General features: G+C 62.6%; 14 protein-coding genes. 7 read left to right on the top strand and 7 right to left on the bottom strand.

Annotated features, from left to right (window positions below; all coding sequences use genetic code 11):
* Nucleotides 1-11 precede the first annotated feature (11 nt).
* Together fabG and LQT98_RS13355 are read left to right on the top strand one after the other, a co-directional pair.
* Nucleotides 12-785, top strand: a complete 774-nt coding sequence (gene fabG, locus LQT98_RS13360; protein WP_231462774.1) for a 3-oxoacyl-ACP reductase FabG — start codon at nt 12-14, stop codon at nt 783-785.
* A 291-nt stretch (nt 786-1,076) separates the two neighbouring features.
* Nucleotides 1,077-2,669 carry an ABC transporter substrate-binding protein gene (locus LQT98_RS13355; RefSeq protein WP_231462773.1) on the top strand — a complete coding sequence of 531 codons (1,593 nt, stop codon included), beginning with the start codon at nt 1,077-1,079 and terminating at the stop codon, nt 2,667-2,669.
* A 42-nt stretch (nt 2,670-2,711) separates the two neighbouring features.
* On the opposite strand, the gene arsH is transcribed toward LQT98_RS13355, so the two are convergent.
* Nucleotides 2,712-3,434 (bottom strand): arsenical resistance protein ArsH, encoded by a 723-nt coding sequence (arsH, locus tag LQT98_RS13350; protein WP_231462772.1) that lies wholly within the window; start codon nt 3,432-3,434, stop codon nt 2,712-2,714.
* A 131-nt stretch (nt 3,435-3,565) separates the two neighbouring features.
* On the opposite strand from arsH, the gene LQT98_RS13345 reads away from it, so the two are divergent.
* The 3 genes from LQT98_RS13345 to arsB all read left to right on the top strand — a co-directional run bounded on the left by LQT98_RS13345 (nt 3,566) and on the right by arsB (nt 5,629).
* Nucleotides 3,566-3,937 carry an ArsR/SmtB family transcription factor gene (locus tag LQT98_RS13345; protein WP_231462771.1) on the top strand — a complete coding sequence of 124 codons (372 nt, stop codon included), beginning with the start codon at nt 3,566-3,568 and terminating at the stop codon, nt 3,935-3,937.
* 4 nt (nt 3,938-3,941) lie between these two features.
* Nucleotides 3,942-4,421: an arsenate reductase ArsC gene (locus LQT98_RS13340; RefSeq protein ID WP_231462770.1), complete on the top strand. Its 480-nt coding sequence runs from the start codon at nt 3,942-3,944 to the stop codon at nt 4,419-4,421.
* Between the two features lie 137 nt (nt 4,422-4,558).
* Entirely contained in the window at nt 4,559-5,629 is a 1,071-nt protein-coding gene (gene arsB / locus LQT98_RS13335; RefSeq protein WP_456237133.1) for an ACR3 family arsenite efflux transporter, read from the top strand.
* Nucleotides 5,630-5,936: 307 nt separating this feature from the next.
* On the opposite strand, the gene LQT98_RS13330 is transcribed toward arsB, so the two are convergent.
* On the bottom strand, nt 5,937-6,944 hold the full coding sequence (locus LQT98_RS13330; protein ID WP_231462769.1) for an arginine deiminase-related protein: 1,008 nt from the start codon (nt 6,942-6,944) through the stop codon (nt 5,937-5,939).
* Nucleotides 6,945-7,226: 282 nt separating this feature from the next.
* Here LQT98_RS13330 and LQT98_RS13325 point away from each other — a divergent pair, with 282 nt between their 5' ends.
* On the top strand, nt 7,227-8,135 hold the full coding sequence (locus tag LQT98_RS13325) for an aspartyl/asparaginyl beta-hydroxylase domain-containing protein (RefSeq protein ID WP_231462768.1): 909 nt from the start codon (nt 7,227-7,229) through the stop codon (nt 8,133-8,135).
* 58 nt (nt 8,136-8,193) lie between these two features.
* Here the strand turns inward: LQT98_RS13325 and LQT98_RS13320 are convergent, their stop codons facing one another.
* On the bottom strand, nt 8,194-8,745 hold the full coding sequence (locus LQT98_RS13320; RefSeq protein ID WP_231462766.1) for a hypothetical protein: 552 nt from the start codon (nt 8,743-8,745) through the stop codon (nt 8,194-8,196).
* A 255-nt stretch (nt 8,746-9,000) separates the two neighbouring features.
* On the opposite strand from LQT98_RS13320, the gene LQT98_RS13315 reads away from it, so the two are divergent.
* A complete protein-coding gene (locus LQT98_RS13315) occupies nt 9,001-9,267 on the top strand; it encodes a hypothetical protein (RefSeq protein WP_113194596.1) in 267 nt (88 codons plus the stop codon).
* A 247-nt stretch (nt 9,268-9,514) separates the two neighbouring features.
* On the opposite strand, the gene LQT98_RS13310 is transcribed toward LQT98_RS13315, so the two are convergent.
* From LQT98_RS13310 to LQT98_RS13295, 4 genes are all read right to left on the bottom strand, one after another.
* Entirely contained in the window at nt 9,515-11,182 is a 1,668-nt protein-coding gene (locus LQT98_RS13310) for an ABC-F family ATP-binding cassette domain-containing protein (protein WP_231462764.1), read from the bottom strand.
* Nucleotides 11,183-11,361: 179 nt separating this feature from the next.
* The gene (locus LQT98_RS13305; protein ID WP_231462762.1) at nt 11,362-12,381 is read right to left on the bottom strand and encodes a hypothetical protein; all 1,020 of its coding nucleotides are present in this window, start codon (nt 12,379-12,381) and stop codon (nt 11,362-11,364) included.
* On the bottom strand, nt 12,374-12,784 hold the full coding sequence (locus tag LQT98_RS13300) for an immunity 50 family protein (RefSeq protein WP_231462761.1): 411 nt from the start codon (nt 12,782-12,784) through the stop codon (nt 12,374-12,376). The genes LQT98_RS13305 and LQT98_RS13300 overlap by 8 nt, the downstream gene beginning before the upstream one ends.
* 38 nt (nt 12,785-12,822) lie before the next feature.
* Nucleotides 12,823-13,254, bottom strand: coding sequence for a hypothetical protein (locus LQT98_RS13295; protein ID WP_231462760.1), 432 nt, complete (start codon nt 13,252-13,254; stop codon nt 12,823-12,825).
* Between the last annotated feature and the right edge of the window lie 162 nt (nt 13,255-13,416).

Raw genomic sequence — 13,416 nt, 5'->3', positions numbered from 1 at the left:
GAGACCTATCCATGTTGACCCCGCTTCAGGACAAGAGTGTACTCATCACCGGCGGTACCGCCGGCATCGGCCTGGGCCTGGCCCGCGCCTTCGCCCGCGCCGGCGCGCGCGTGGCGATCAGCGGCCGCAGCCAGGACAAACTGGATGCCGCGCTGGCCCGGCTGCGCGCCGAAGGGCTGAACGCGGCCGGCCACATCGCCGATGTGGTCCGGCCGGAGGATGTTGCCCGCCTGCTGTCCGCCACCGCGGCGCAGGCCGGCCTGGACGTGCTGTGCTGCAATGCCGGCATCTTCCCGTCCGCCCCGCTGGCAAGCATGAGCGCCGAGGAGTGGGACCAGGTGCAGCACACCAATGTACGCGGCAACTTCCTGTGCGTGCAGGCTGCGCTGCCCTTTCTGCGCCAGGCCGAATACGGCCGCGTCATCCTCACCTCCTCCATCACCGGTCCGGTCACCGGCTATGCCGGCTGGAGCCATTACGGCGCCAGCAAGGCGGCGCAGCTGGGCTTCATGCGCAGCGCGGCGCTGGAGCTGGCGCGCGACGATATCACCATCAACGCGGTGATGCCGGGCAATGTGCTGACCGAGGGGCTGCGCGAGCTGGGCGAGGACTATCTGAACAAAATGGCGGCGGCGGTGCCGCTGCGGCGGCTGGGCAGCGTCGACGACATCGCCAACGCCGCGCTGTTCTTCGCCAGCAAGGAGGCCGGCTTCATCACCGGCCAGACCCTGATCGTCGACGGCGGTCAGGTGTTGCCAGAGTCGCTGGACGCCATGGCCGGCTGAGCGCGACAAACCTCCGGCCGGCATCGCTGGCCTCGGCGCCAGCGATGTTCCAGCGCTCACATGGAACGGCTTTTCAATAGATTTCATTTCAAAAAAATAATAAAGACATAACAGCATGCGCCGCGATGGCGATTGACTGCGCGCGAACAATCGTTATGCTGTTGGCACCGCGGATGCAAAGGACCGCGGCTAAACCCGACAACAACACAGGCGCGCCAAAGCGCCAATTGGCGGGCGGATAGCGGCGCCAGCCGCGCCCCGCCACGCTGAATCGCTCAGAAAGGGAAATAGATGAGAACCTCCGCCACTCTGCTGGCCGCGGCCTGCTGCGCCGCTTTCGCCGTCTCCGTCCAGGCTGCCGGCACCCTGGTCTACTGCTCCGAAGCCAGCCCGGACGGCTTCGACTCCGCCCAGTTCACCTCGGGCACCACCTTCGACGCGGCCGGCCACGCGCTGTTCGACCGCCTGGTGGGTTTCGAGAAAGGCTCGACCAAGGCCATTCCTGGCCTGGCCACCACCTGGAGCGCCTCGCCGGACGGCAAGGTTTACACCTTCAAGCTGCGCCAGGGCGTGAAGTTCCACACCACCGATTACTTCAAGCCGACGCGTGATTTCAACGCCGACGACGTGGTGTTCACCTTCATGCGCATGTTCGACAAGAACCACCCCTTCCGCAAAGCCTACAACACGGAATTCCCCTACGCGGTGGACACCGGCCTGGCCAGCAACGTCAGCGCCGTGGAAAAAGTGGACGCGCAGACGGTGCGCTTCGTGCTGAAAGCGCCGGACGCCGACCTGGCGATCAAGATCGCCATGCCCTTCGCCTCCATCCTGTCCGCCGAATACGCCGAGCAGCTGCTCAAGGCCGGCCGCGCCGCCGACATCAACCAGAAGCCGGTGGGCACCGGCCCCTTCATCTTCAAGCGCTACCAGAAGGACGCCCAGATCCGCTACGCCGGCAATAAGGCGTATTGGGACAAGAGCGCGGTGAAGGTGGACAATCTGGTGTTCGCCATCGCCACCGACCCCTCGGTGCGCTATCAGAAAATGAAGGCCGGCGAGTGCCAGATCATGTCCTATCCGCGCCCCAGCGATCTGGCGGTGATGAAGACCGATCCCAAGCTGAAAATGCTGACCGCGCCCGGCTTCAATATCGGCTACCTCAGCTACAACCTGGACAAGCCGCAGTTCCAGAAGCGCGAGGTGCGCCAGGCGCTGGACATGGCGATCAACCGCCAGGCCATCATAGACGCGGTCTACCAGGGCCAGGGCCAAGCCGCCAGCAACCCCTTCCCATCCTCGCTGTGGTCCTACAACAAGAGCCTGAAGAACGCGCCCTACAATGTGGCCGCCGCCAAGGCGCTGCTGGCCAAGGCCGGCTATCCCAACGGCTTCGAGCTGAGCTTGTGGGCGATGCCGGTGCAGCGGCCGTACAACCCCAACGCCAAGCTGATGGCGGAGATGATACAGTCCGACTGGGCCAAGATAGGCGTCAAGGCCAAGATCGTGACCTATGAATGGGGTGAATACCTGAAGCGGATGAAGCGCGGCGAACACGACGCCGGCCTGATGGGCTGGACCGGCGACTACGCCAGCCCGGACAACTTCCTGGGCGTGCTGCTCAGCTGCGAGGCGGTGAACGGCTCCAACTACTCGCGCTACTGCAATAAGGAGTTCGACGCGCTGATCATCAAGGCCCGCACCCTGAACGATCAGGCCGAGCGCGCCAAGCTGTACTCCCAGGCGCAAACCCTGTTCAAGCGCGACCTGCCGTGGACCACCATCGCCCACTCCATCATCAATCAGCCGATGCGCAAGGAAGTGAACGGCTTCAAGATCAGCCCCTTCGGTGATTACCAGTTCAGCGGCGTCAGTGTGAAGTAAGGCCGCTTCAGGGCGCCGCCCTTGCGGCGCCCTGTCCGACGGCTAAATACTGTGCTGGCTCACCCGCAAAGATAAGGCTTCCGCGCTTTCCTTGCGCTGGCTGTAACGGTCCGTCAGATAGGGGGACACATCGCGGGTAAGCAGCGTGAACTTCATCAACTCCTCCATCACATCCACTACCCGGTCATAGTAGGCGGATGGCTTCATCCTGCCGCCCTCGTCGAACTCGAGGAAAGCCTTGGGCACCGAGGACTGATTTGGAATGGTCAGCATCCTCATCCAGCGCCCCAAGATGCGCAGTTGGTTGACCGCATTGAACGACTGAGAACCGCCGGACACCTCCAGCACCGCCAAGGTCTTGCCCTGAGTGGGACGAACGGCCCCAGCGGACAGCGGAATCCAGTCGATTTGCGTCTTCATGACGCCGGTCATTACCCCATGCCGTTCCGGGGTACACCACACCATGCCCTCGGCCCACAAAACAAGTTCGCGCAGCTCCTGCACCTTGGGGTGGCTATCCGGAGCATCATCCGGCAATGGCAGGCCCTTGGGATCGAACATCCTGACCTCCGCCCCCATCGCAAGCAACAAACGGCCCGCCTCCTCAGCCAAGAAACGGCTGTATGAGCGCTCGCGCAACGAGCCGTACAGCAGTAAAAAGCGGGGCGCATGCTTGGATGCGGGCACCGCAGACAACTGCGAATACGACGGGCTTTCAAATAGATCAGCCCGGACATTGGGCAAATCGGGGGAATGGATGAGCATAGCGGCCTCCTGCAGATAACGAGTCAATCCCCCTGTGCGAACCCCGCGTTGCGGCCTCACAAGGGTGAGCGGAACGCAGGCCATGATAATGGATCTAGACATTATTTCAATAGTTCTTGTATAGTTGAATCATGGAAAACAAAACCGCGACCCAAATCTTCGAATCCCTGTCTTCCAGCATCCGGCTCGACATTTACCGCTTGCTGGTCAGGCAAGGACTGGAAGGCATGGTGGCTGGCCAAATCGCCGGCACGCTCAACCTTCCTCCCAACAACGTGTCCTTTCACCTCAAGGGCATGAGCCATGCAGGCTTGGTTTCGGTGGAGCAGGAAGGACGCTACCAGCGCTATCGCGCCAATTTGACCTTGATGCTGGAATTGATCGCCTATTTGACCGAAGAGTGCTGCGCCGGCCATCCGGAGCAATGCGTCGACATGCATGCGGACTCATGCTGCCCAGAAGCCGCCCTGCCCCCATCATCCAAAACTGACACGGAAAACTGATGCCATGAACGTGCTTTTCCTGTGCACCGGAAACGCCTGCCGCTCCATCCTGGGCGAAGCCGTTTTCAAGCACCTGGCGCCGGCCGGCTGGAAGGCCATGAGCGCGGGCAGCCAACCTGCCGGACAAGTGCATCCGCGCTCGCTGGCGCTCTTGAAGCGCGAAGGAATTGCTGCCGAGGGCTGCCGCAGCAAATCCTGGGACAATCTGCCGGCCACGCCCGACATCGTCATCACCGTCTGCGCTAGCGCCGCCGGCGAAACCTGCCCCGCCTACCTGGGGCAGGCGCTGCGCAGCCACTGGGGAGTGGAAGACCCCGCCCACGCCACCGGCTCAGACGCGGAAATCGACGCGGCCTTCATGGCGGCCTACCGCATTCTGCGCACCCGGATTGAAGCCTTCCTGGCCTTGCCGCTGGCCGAGCTGCGACAAGACCCCACGCGCCTGAAAGCGGAACTGGATCGTATCGGCGGCTTGCTGCCCTGAAGGCAAAGCAGCATGACGGCCATGACCATGCTGGCTGCAGCCCATGCAAGCCATCGGGACGTGGCCAGCCGGCTGGCTCTATCCACTCAATCGCAAACTCCCGGCCAGCCCACACCTTATGAAAAAGGAGAATCGTTTTGTCCACCCCCTGTGACGCCACCCTTCACCGGGACAGCCCGGCGTCGATGAGCAGGTTTGAACGCTACCTGACCCTCTGGGTTTTTCTTTGCATCATCGCGGGAATCGCGCTGGGACAAACGCTGCCTCAGGTCTTCCAGGCTATCGGCAAGCTGGAAATCGCCCAGGTCAACCTTCCCGTCGGTTTGCTGATTTGGGTGATGATCATTCCCATGCTGGTCAAAGTCGATTTTGGCGCGCTGCACGAAGTAGGCCATCATGTTCGCGGCATTGGCGTGACCCTGGTGGTGAATTGGCTGCTTAAGCCGTTCTCCATGGCGTTTCTAGGCTGGCTGTTCATTCGCAACCTATTTGCTCACATGCTCCCGGCGGAGCAGCTGGACAGTTATATTGCCGGACTGATCCTGCTAGCCGCCGCACCCTGCACCGCCATGGTCTTCGTGTGGAGCCGGCTGAGCAATGGCGACCCCTTGTTCACGCTGTCGCAGGTCGCCTTGAACGATAGCATTATGGTTGTGGCGTTCGCCCCGCTCGTCGGCCTCCTGCTCGGCATCTCCGCGATCACCGTGCCATGGAACACCCTGCTGGTATCGGTCGTGCTTTACATCGTGATTCCGGTCATCTTGGCGCAATCATGGCGCAAGGCGCTGCTAGCCAAGGGGCAGGCGGCTTTCGAGGCCGCCATGCGCAAGATTGGCCCTTGGTCGATCGCGGCCCTGCTCGCGACCTTGGTTCTGCTCTTCGCCTTCCAGGGCGAAGCGATATTGCAGCAGCCGCTAGTGATTGCCTTGCTGGCGGTCCCCATTTTGATCCAAGTGTTCTTCAACTCCGCCCTGGCCTACTGGCTCAACCGGCTCGTCGGAGAAAAGCATAGCGTGGCCTGCCCGTCCGCGTTGATTGGCGCGTCCAACTTCTTTGAACTATCGGTGGCCACCGCCATCAGCCTGTTCGGATTTCATTCCGGAGCGGCGCTGGCCACTGTTGTCGGCGTATTGGTTGAAGTCCCCGCCATGCTGCTGGTTGTTCGCATCGTGAACGCCAGCAAAGACTGGTATGAAAGAGACGCGTAGCCGCTAAACACGCTCAGGGCGTCCGGTTCCTACTGCAAGGCCGCGGCGCTGCCGGAACCGCGCGGCCGCGTCTGAACCGTGGCTCGAGTTGTCTAGGCCGCCTAAGAGCCTGTTCAAAGTCTCGCGAGCAAGAGCGAGACAAGGCGAAAACGAGCGAAAAAGCGGAATGTACACATGGTACATGAGCATTTTTAGCTTGTTTTTAACGCCGTATCACCGAAGCGCAGCAGACTTTGAACAGGTTCTAACGAGTTTCTCCCGAACGCCCCGAGACGGAACGCGTTCCCGGCCCTTGCCGGGACAACCGCTAGCGAATGCGCGGCAGGAACAGCTCGGCCAGCATGCAGCGACAACTACCACCGCCCACCGCCTCTATGGTGGGAATGGGGTTGACCACCGGCTGGCCGTGCCGCTCCAACACTCTTTGCTGCGCCGACGTGAAGCCGTTCCACGCCTGTTCCGACATCGCGATCAGCGGCTGGCCGCCAGCGCCGCGCAATTGCAGGATATTGCCGCAGAAGCTGCGCTCCACCTGGGCCAGGCTGATGTCTATCACCTCGTGATGCTCGCTCAGCGCGCTCAGCACTTGCCGCCGCTGCTCCGGCCGGTGCAGGCTCTCGGAGCAAATCACCGCGAAGCCTTCGCCCACGCTCATCATCACATTGGTGTGGTAGATGGGCACACCGCGGCTGTCCACGGTATCGAACAAATGCACCGCTTCCAGGCCGCGTCGGCGCGCGTAACGGTAGAGCGCGCTTGGATGGCAACGCTGCGAGCGCGCCGCGTACACCCGCTTGCGTGGATGATCGAACACCATCACCCCGGTGCCCTCCAATATCAGATCTTCTTCCTGCGGCGGGCCGGCCCACACGACTTGCTCCACCTCGTAGCCATGGCTCAGCAGCAGTTGGCATAGCTCCTCCACCCGCCGCTCGCGGCGCCGGTTCAAGGTATGCATAGGATAAACGTGCAGGCTGCCATCCACGCTGGTGCTGAACCAGTTATTGGGAAACACCGCGTCCGGCGTCGGGTAGCCGTCCGGGCTTTTCTCCAGCACCAGCACTTCGACGCCATGATTGCGCAGGCGCTGCGCCATCGCGTCGAATTCGGCCAGCGCCAGCGCGGTGACCTCGGCGGCAGGCAGTTGCAGCCGATGCTGGAATACATTGTCGGCGCCGGTCTGTTCGTTGAAGGCGAAGTCGCACGGGCGCGCCATCACGACGGCGCGGGCCAGTTGGCCTTGTCTGGCGTTGAGCCAGATCGGCTCCAGGTTTTCTTGCGCCGGCGCGGCGGCGGCGATAGCTTGGGCTTGCATGGTGGGCGGCTCTTGGGTGGGTGGTTGCATGTCCGCCCGCGGGCGGCAAATCATTCTACAGACAGTACGGCCTCGCCCAATGCCAGAAACATGACACAAACCTTCAAGCAGGCGACACGCGCCGACTTGACTTCCACTGACGCGGGCGCTCAAATCAACAGACGGTCCCCAAGGCCGTTTTACACCGCCGGCGCTGTCGACTAGACCAATGGCCAGTCGCCCCCAACCGCCGAATTGCATGAAATTGAAGCCATCTTCGTGAAACATCGAGATTGTTCCGGCATGCCCTATTTCAAAATCTCCATTGTGCTGATCTTTGCGCTCTGCACTGTCTACATCCACTTTCGCGGCCGCCAGCGCCTGGGTTTCTGGCGACAACTGACCGATCACTCCACCTTCATGGCGCCGATCAACTGCTTCTGCTACCTGTTCTCCACCCTGCCAGCCCGCCCCTACCTACCACTGCAAAGTTTTCCCGAACTGCAAACGCTGAACGATAACTGGCAGCGCATCCGCACCGAGGCGCTGGCCCTGTCCAACGACGGCGCGATCAAGGCGTCCGACCGTTATGACGACCTGGGCTTCAATTCCTTCTTCAAATCCGGCTGGAAACGCTTCTACCTCAAGTGGTACGACCAGCCGCACCCATCCGCGGCCAAGCTGTGCCCCGAGACCACCGCGCTGCTGCAAGGCATTCCCTCGATCAAGGCGGCGATGTTCGCCAGCCTGCCGCCGGGCGGCCGACTGGTGCGCCACCGCGATCCCTTCGCCGGCTCGGTGCGTTTCCACCTGGGTTTGTCCACGCCGCAGAGCGAGGCCTGTTACATCGAGGTGGACGGCGAACGCTACAGCTGGCGCGACGGCGAGGCGGTGTTGTTCGACGAAACCTATCTGCACTATGCGGAGAACGCCACCAAGCATCAGCGCATCATCCTGTTCTGCGATATCGAGCGACCGATGCGCTTCCGGCTCGCCGCCTGGTGCAACCGCCAGATCAGCCGCCCGCTGCTGGGCGCAGCCAGTTCCCCCAATCAGGAAGGCGACCGCACCGGCGCGCTCAACCGCCTGTTCCGCTATGTGCAGGCGGTGCGCTTGTTCGGCAAGCGCATCAAGGCGCAGAGCCGCCTTGGCTATTACGCGCTGAAATGGCTGTTGTTCGGTGGCTTGTTGCTGGGCTGGCTGCTGAGTTGAGCCAGCAGCCAGCCGTTTGACCGATAGCGTTTGCGAATAGAGAAACCAGCTGCCTCGACTAGTTCAGATCGTCTTCATTGAAGCCCATCTGCATCAGCTCGCCGGCGGCGTTGCGGCAGCTGACCGCGAAATCGGGCCGCTCCGGGGTCTTGCTGCCCGGATGCAAGCGCACGGAAGTCACTTCCATGCAATCGCGGGCCAGCGCCGCCCGACGACCCACTTTTGCCAGTTCCGGTGCCCAGCGGCAGAAAGCGCCGCCGGCGAAAGCCTGGGCTCCGCACAACTCGCCTGCAGGCTGGATCGCATCCGGCAGAACCACGCCGGCAATGGCCTTCAACTCCTCCTCGTTCTTGGCCGCGGCCTGATGCTGACTGGGCCACACCGAACACGTCAGCCAAATGCCTCCCGCCAGCATGGCGGCAAACAGCACGCCGACATGGACCCAGGACAGTGGCGAGGGCTGCGCCGGCTCGCGCCTCGGCAGTGGCCGCGGATACATTTCCTGATAAGGCGTCCGGCATTCCGGGCACACGCCTGGCGGCGCTTGCCGGCTGCGCGGTGCGGCGCCGCTCACATGGCCGCAATGACGGCAATGTTTCGTCTTCATCATTGTGCATCACTCCCCAGATTGAGGTCCGCCGCGCTCGCCGACGCTTTTGCCCGACCTCATTCCTAACACCCGCACCCCAATGCGGACATCCTTAAATGCTAACCCATGCGATGCCATTGGTGTTTGCGGCGGCATCGCGCTCAGCCTGCCCTATTTCACAGGCGACAACAGCAAGGCGCGCGACCGCCCCATGGCAGGACCCCGGCGCGGGAGGTGTATGCTGTTGCCCTGCTCATCAGCAAGACAGGAGGAAAAATGGGTTTCAGCACCGCAGAAAAAGACAAGATGGTGGCGTTGAAAGGCGTCGGCGCCACCGTCGTTTCCAGATTGGAACAAATAGGCTTTACTTCATTGCCGCAACTGGCGGATCAGGACCCGGCGCTGCTGACACGCCAGATCGCGGACATGATGGGCTCCAGTTGCTGGCACAACAGCCCGCAGGCCAGGGCCGCGATCCGGGCCATCATTGAGCTGGCGCGGACGGAGCGCGGTGAGCCCCTGACCTCCTCCCGAAAAACGTAGCGGAGCGGCAGCAAATCTGTGAGATCGCTGCCACGCGCATTCGCCATGGCGCCAGTGATGCAACAACGCCGGCCTTACGCAGAAGTTGGTTCTGTTTGCGAGTCTTAGAACCTGTTCAAAGTCTGCTGCGCTTCGGCGATACGGCGTTGAAACCAAGCTCAAAATGCTCATGTACCACGAGTACATTCCGCTTTTTCGCTCGTTTCCGCCTTGTCTCGCCTTGGCTCGCGAGATCGTAAACAGGTTCTTAGCGCTTGCCGGCCGCCTCTTCGCGCCGGCGCTTGGCTTCTTCCAGCAAATACACCTGGTAGTCGTCCAGATCGCCGTCAAAGTCGCTGACGCCGCCGCGCGACACCAGCCAAAACTCGTCGCAGACCGCGCGCAGCTGCGCGCGATCGTGGCTGACCAGCATCACCGAACCCTCGAACTCGTTCAGCGCCACGCTCAGCGCCTCGCGCGTGGCCAGGTCCAGGTGGTTGGTCGGTTCGTCCAGCAGCAATAGATTGGGGCGCAGCCAGACTATCATGCACAACACCAGCCGCGCCTTCTCGCCGCCGCTCATGCTGCCCACCGCCTGCTTGACCATGTCGCCGCTGAAATTGAAGGTGCCCAGGAAGTTGCGCAGGCCCTGCTCGCGGCAATCGTTGGCCGGCGGACGCAGCTGCGCCGGCGTTTCGCGCGCCAGGCGCAGCATATGCTGCAGCGGATCGTCTTCCGGCCGCAGCACGTCCAGCTCCTGCTGCGAGAAGTAACCGATGTTCAAACCCTTGCCGCGGATGATCTCGCCGCCGGTGGCCGCCAGCGCCTCGGCCACCGTTTTCACCAGCGTGGACTTGCCCTGGCCGTTGGCGCCCAGGATGCCGATGCGCTGCCCGGCCAGCACCGAGCGGTTCACGCCCTTGACGATCACGGTGGGCGGCGCGCCTTCCGCCGCTCCCTCCGCCGCCGGATAGCCGAAGGAAGCCTGCGACATGGTCAGCATCGGGTTGGGCAGGCTGCTCGGCTCCTTGAAGCCGAACTGGAAGTCGGCTTCGGTCAGCACCGGCGCGATCTTCTCCATCCGTTCCAGCGCCTTGACGCGGCTTTGCGCCTGCTTGGCCTTGCTGGCCTTGGCCTTGAAGCGGTCGATGAACTTTTGCAGGTGCGCCATCTTCTCCTGCTGCTTGGCCAGCACCGCCTGCTGCAGAATCAGCTGTTCCGCGCGCATGTCCTCGAATTTGCTGTAATTGCCGCCGTAGCGCACCAGCTTGCCGTGATCGATGTGCAGGGTGACATCGGTCACCGCGTCCAGGAATTCACGGTCATGGCTGATCGCCACCATGGTGCCGGCGTACTGCTTGAGCCAGGCCTCCAGCCACACCAGCGCGTCCAGGTCCAGGTGGTTGGTCGGCTCGTCCAGCAGCAACAGGTCGGACGGGCACATCAGCGCGCGCGCCAGTTGCAGACGCATGCGCCAGCCGCCGGAGAAGCTGTTCACCGGCCGTTGCAGCTCGGCCACGCTGAAGCCCAGGCCCAGGATCAGCGCCTGCGCCCGCGCCGGCGCATCATGCTCGCCGGCGTCGTTCAACGCGGTATAGGCATGCGCCATGCGCATATAGTCCTCGCCCGCCTCGGCTTCGGCCACTTCGCGCCGCGCCGCCAGCAGGACGGTATCGCCCTCCACCACGAACTCGGTGGCGGTCTGCGAAGTCTCGGGCATGTCCTGCGCCACTTGCGCCATCCGCCATTGGCTGGGGATGGAGAAATCGCCGCCGTCTTCATGCAGATTGCCGTTCAATACCGCGAACAGCGAGGACTTGCCCGCGCCGTTGCGTCCTACCAGGCCCACTTTTTCACCGGGATTGATATTGACTGTCGCGCCGTCCAGCAAGACTTTGGTGCCGCGACGCAGCACCACGTTTTTCAGAATGATCATTGGGAATTGCGGTATTACGAAATTATAGAAAACAGGAAATCACGGTCCGCGACTATTCGCGGCCCGGCGGAATATCATGCGTGCGCCGCGCCCGCGGCCCAGAACATGCCGGGGATTATACGCAGATGCGGGCTTCACTGGCGGAACGCTTGTCGCGTGACAAGGACCCGCTTGGCCGCTCACGCCTCAAGCGGGTTCAAGGGCAGCAAGCCGCGGCGCTCGTCGAAGCGATAGCGCCTGAAGCGGTCCTGGAAGTCGTTGCCGCCGGCCACCCGGGCAAACGACTGACCATCGATGGCCACGGACTTGACATAGTACCTCTCGTGCGGCGGCTTGCTGTCGTCCATCGCCGCGCTCCAGGCCATGTCGCCCAACACGATCAGCGCATCCACCGAGGAATCTACGAATTTATAAAGCCTGGGAGCTTGGCCCTCGCAATACGCCAGCGCCTGCGGCGCGTTACCGGCGAAGATATTGCAGTGCCACAGGATATTGCCGTCGGTGTAGTAGCTGTCGCTCAGCGCCCGCATGGAGCGGGGCTGGGCTCCTTCCAGCACATAGCTGAGCGCCGGGCTGAATTCCATTCTTTGACCACCAGCTGCCTCCGCATCGTCCACCATGATGGTTTTCCCGGCCACATCGGCGTAGACCTGAACGCCATCGGTATACAAGCAGCCTATCCTGGCCGGGTGCTCAGGGCTGGCGTTGGCGACGGCGTCGATGGCGGCCAGCGCGCGCAGTATCTCGCGGTCCAGCCAGCGGCCCTGGCTGTCCGGCGCGCCCAGCAGCGGCATGGCCTGCAACCACTCGCGGAACCAGGCCGGATCGCCGGCATCGCCCGGCCCCGCTTCGGACCAGTCCACGATGGCGTCCGCAACCGCACCAGGCTTGCCCGCCTTGCCGCGGCAAGAGACAAGCTCCTGCCACAATCGCTTCAGGAAGCTCGCGTCATCGCGGCTCTGCCGGCTGGAGCCATCCCGCAGACAGGCGGCGAACTGCAGGGTCTTGTCTGCGCGCTGGTAGCGGCACAACAGCGCATTCCCGGCGACGGGGTCGCAGCACTGCGCCAGGTAATCGGCCAAGGCGTCGAGCACGCTGCAGCCCGCCTGGCCATCGATAGCCATCGGCCGGGCCAGCCACTTGTTGAATCCCTGGTTGGACAAGGGGATCTCAGCATAAAACACCAGGGCCTCAGACATCGGCGACCTCCTCATCCGCGCCGTCCATATAGACCGAGCACTCCTGGAACAGCAGATGGGACAAGGCAAGCTCCAGCGAGAAAGCGCCGCTGGCCTGCTTCAGGCGCAATGTTTCTCCGTCCACCTCCAGTTGCAGCGCGCAATAACGCGCCTCGCGCCAGTTGGAGATCCGGATGTCGGCGCCGGCGTGGGCGAACAGCTTGATCACGATGGTATTGTAGTCCCGCTCCCACTGGCCCCATTTCCGGACCTCCATCGCCGGCCGCTGCCGGGTGTGCAACTTGAAACTCAACCGCCCGCCCACGTCCAGGCTGATTTGCCCCAAGAACAAGGGCTGTTCCAGGCCGGAAGGAAACAAGTCCAACAAGAATGTGTTGCGGGCGATCCGATTCAATAAATCCATTGCAGCCTCAAGAGGATTGCGGCCGGAAGCCGGCGCGTTCAGCCAAGCTCGAAATCGCCGATGATGTCGGCCAGCCGCGCCTGGCGCAGTTGCGCGTCGTAGCCGGTGCACAGCACCGCCAGCTGGTGGTCGTGGCTGTTCACCAGATAATGGCGATAACGGCCGGCATCCTGGCCTTCATGCGTCCACGCCCGCACCGCTTGCAAGTGCGCGCGCAGCCAATCCGACTCCAGCACTTGGTAGAGGGACGAGCCGAATTCCAGCTCGTCCGGGATCAGCGGCGTGCTGTGGCGCTCAACCTTGACCGCGAGCACCCCGTAGAAACGCACGCAGCCCAACACGCCCGGCGCGATGTCGGCATCGTCATCCCAACAATCGAACACCGCCATGGCCTGATCCCGCTGATGCAGGGTCACGACATGGCATTGCGGGTTTTGCCGGAACGGCAGTTCGACTTCGACAATCCTCACATCCGCCTCTCGCTCGCTTGAAATGAAAAAGGCCCGGGCTCGGGACCTGTTTACGATCTCGCGAGCTAGAGCGAGACAAGGCGCAAACGAGCGAAGAGCGGAATGTACACCTGGTACATGAGCATTTTGAGCTTGGTTTCAACGCCCATCTCTATCCATCCC

Source organism: Chromobacterium aquaticum (assembly GCF_021129195.1).
In the GTDB taxonomy this organism is placed as follows: Bacteria; Pseudomonadota; Gammaproteobacteria; order Burkholderiales; family Chromobacteriaceae; genus Chromobacterium; species Chromobacterium aquaticum.
This window is presented reverse-complemented; position numbering and strand designations above follow the sequence as displayed.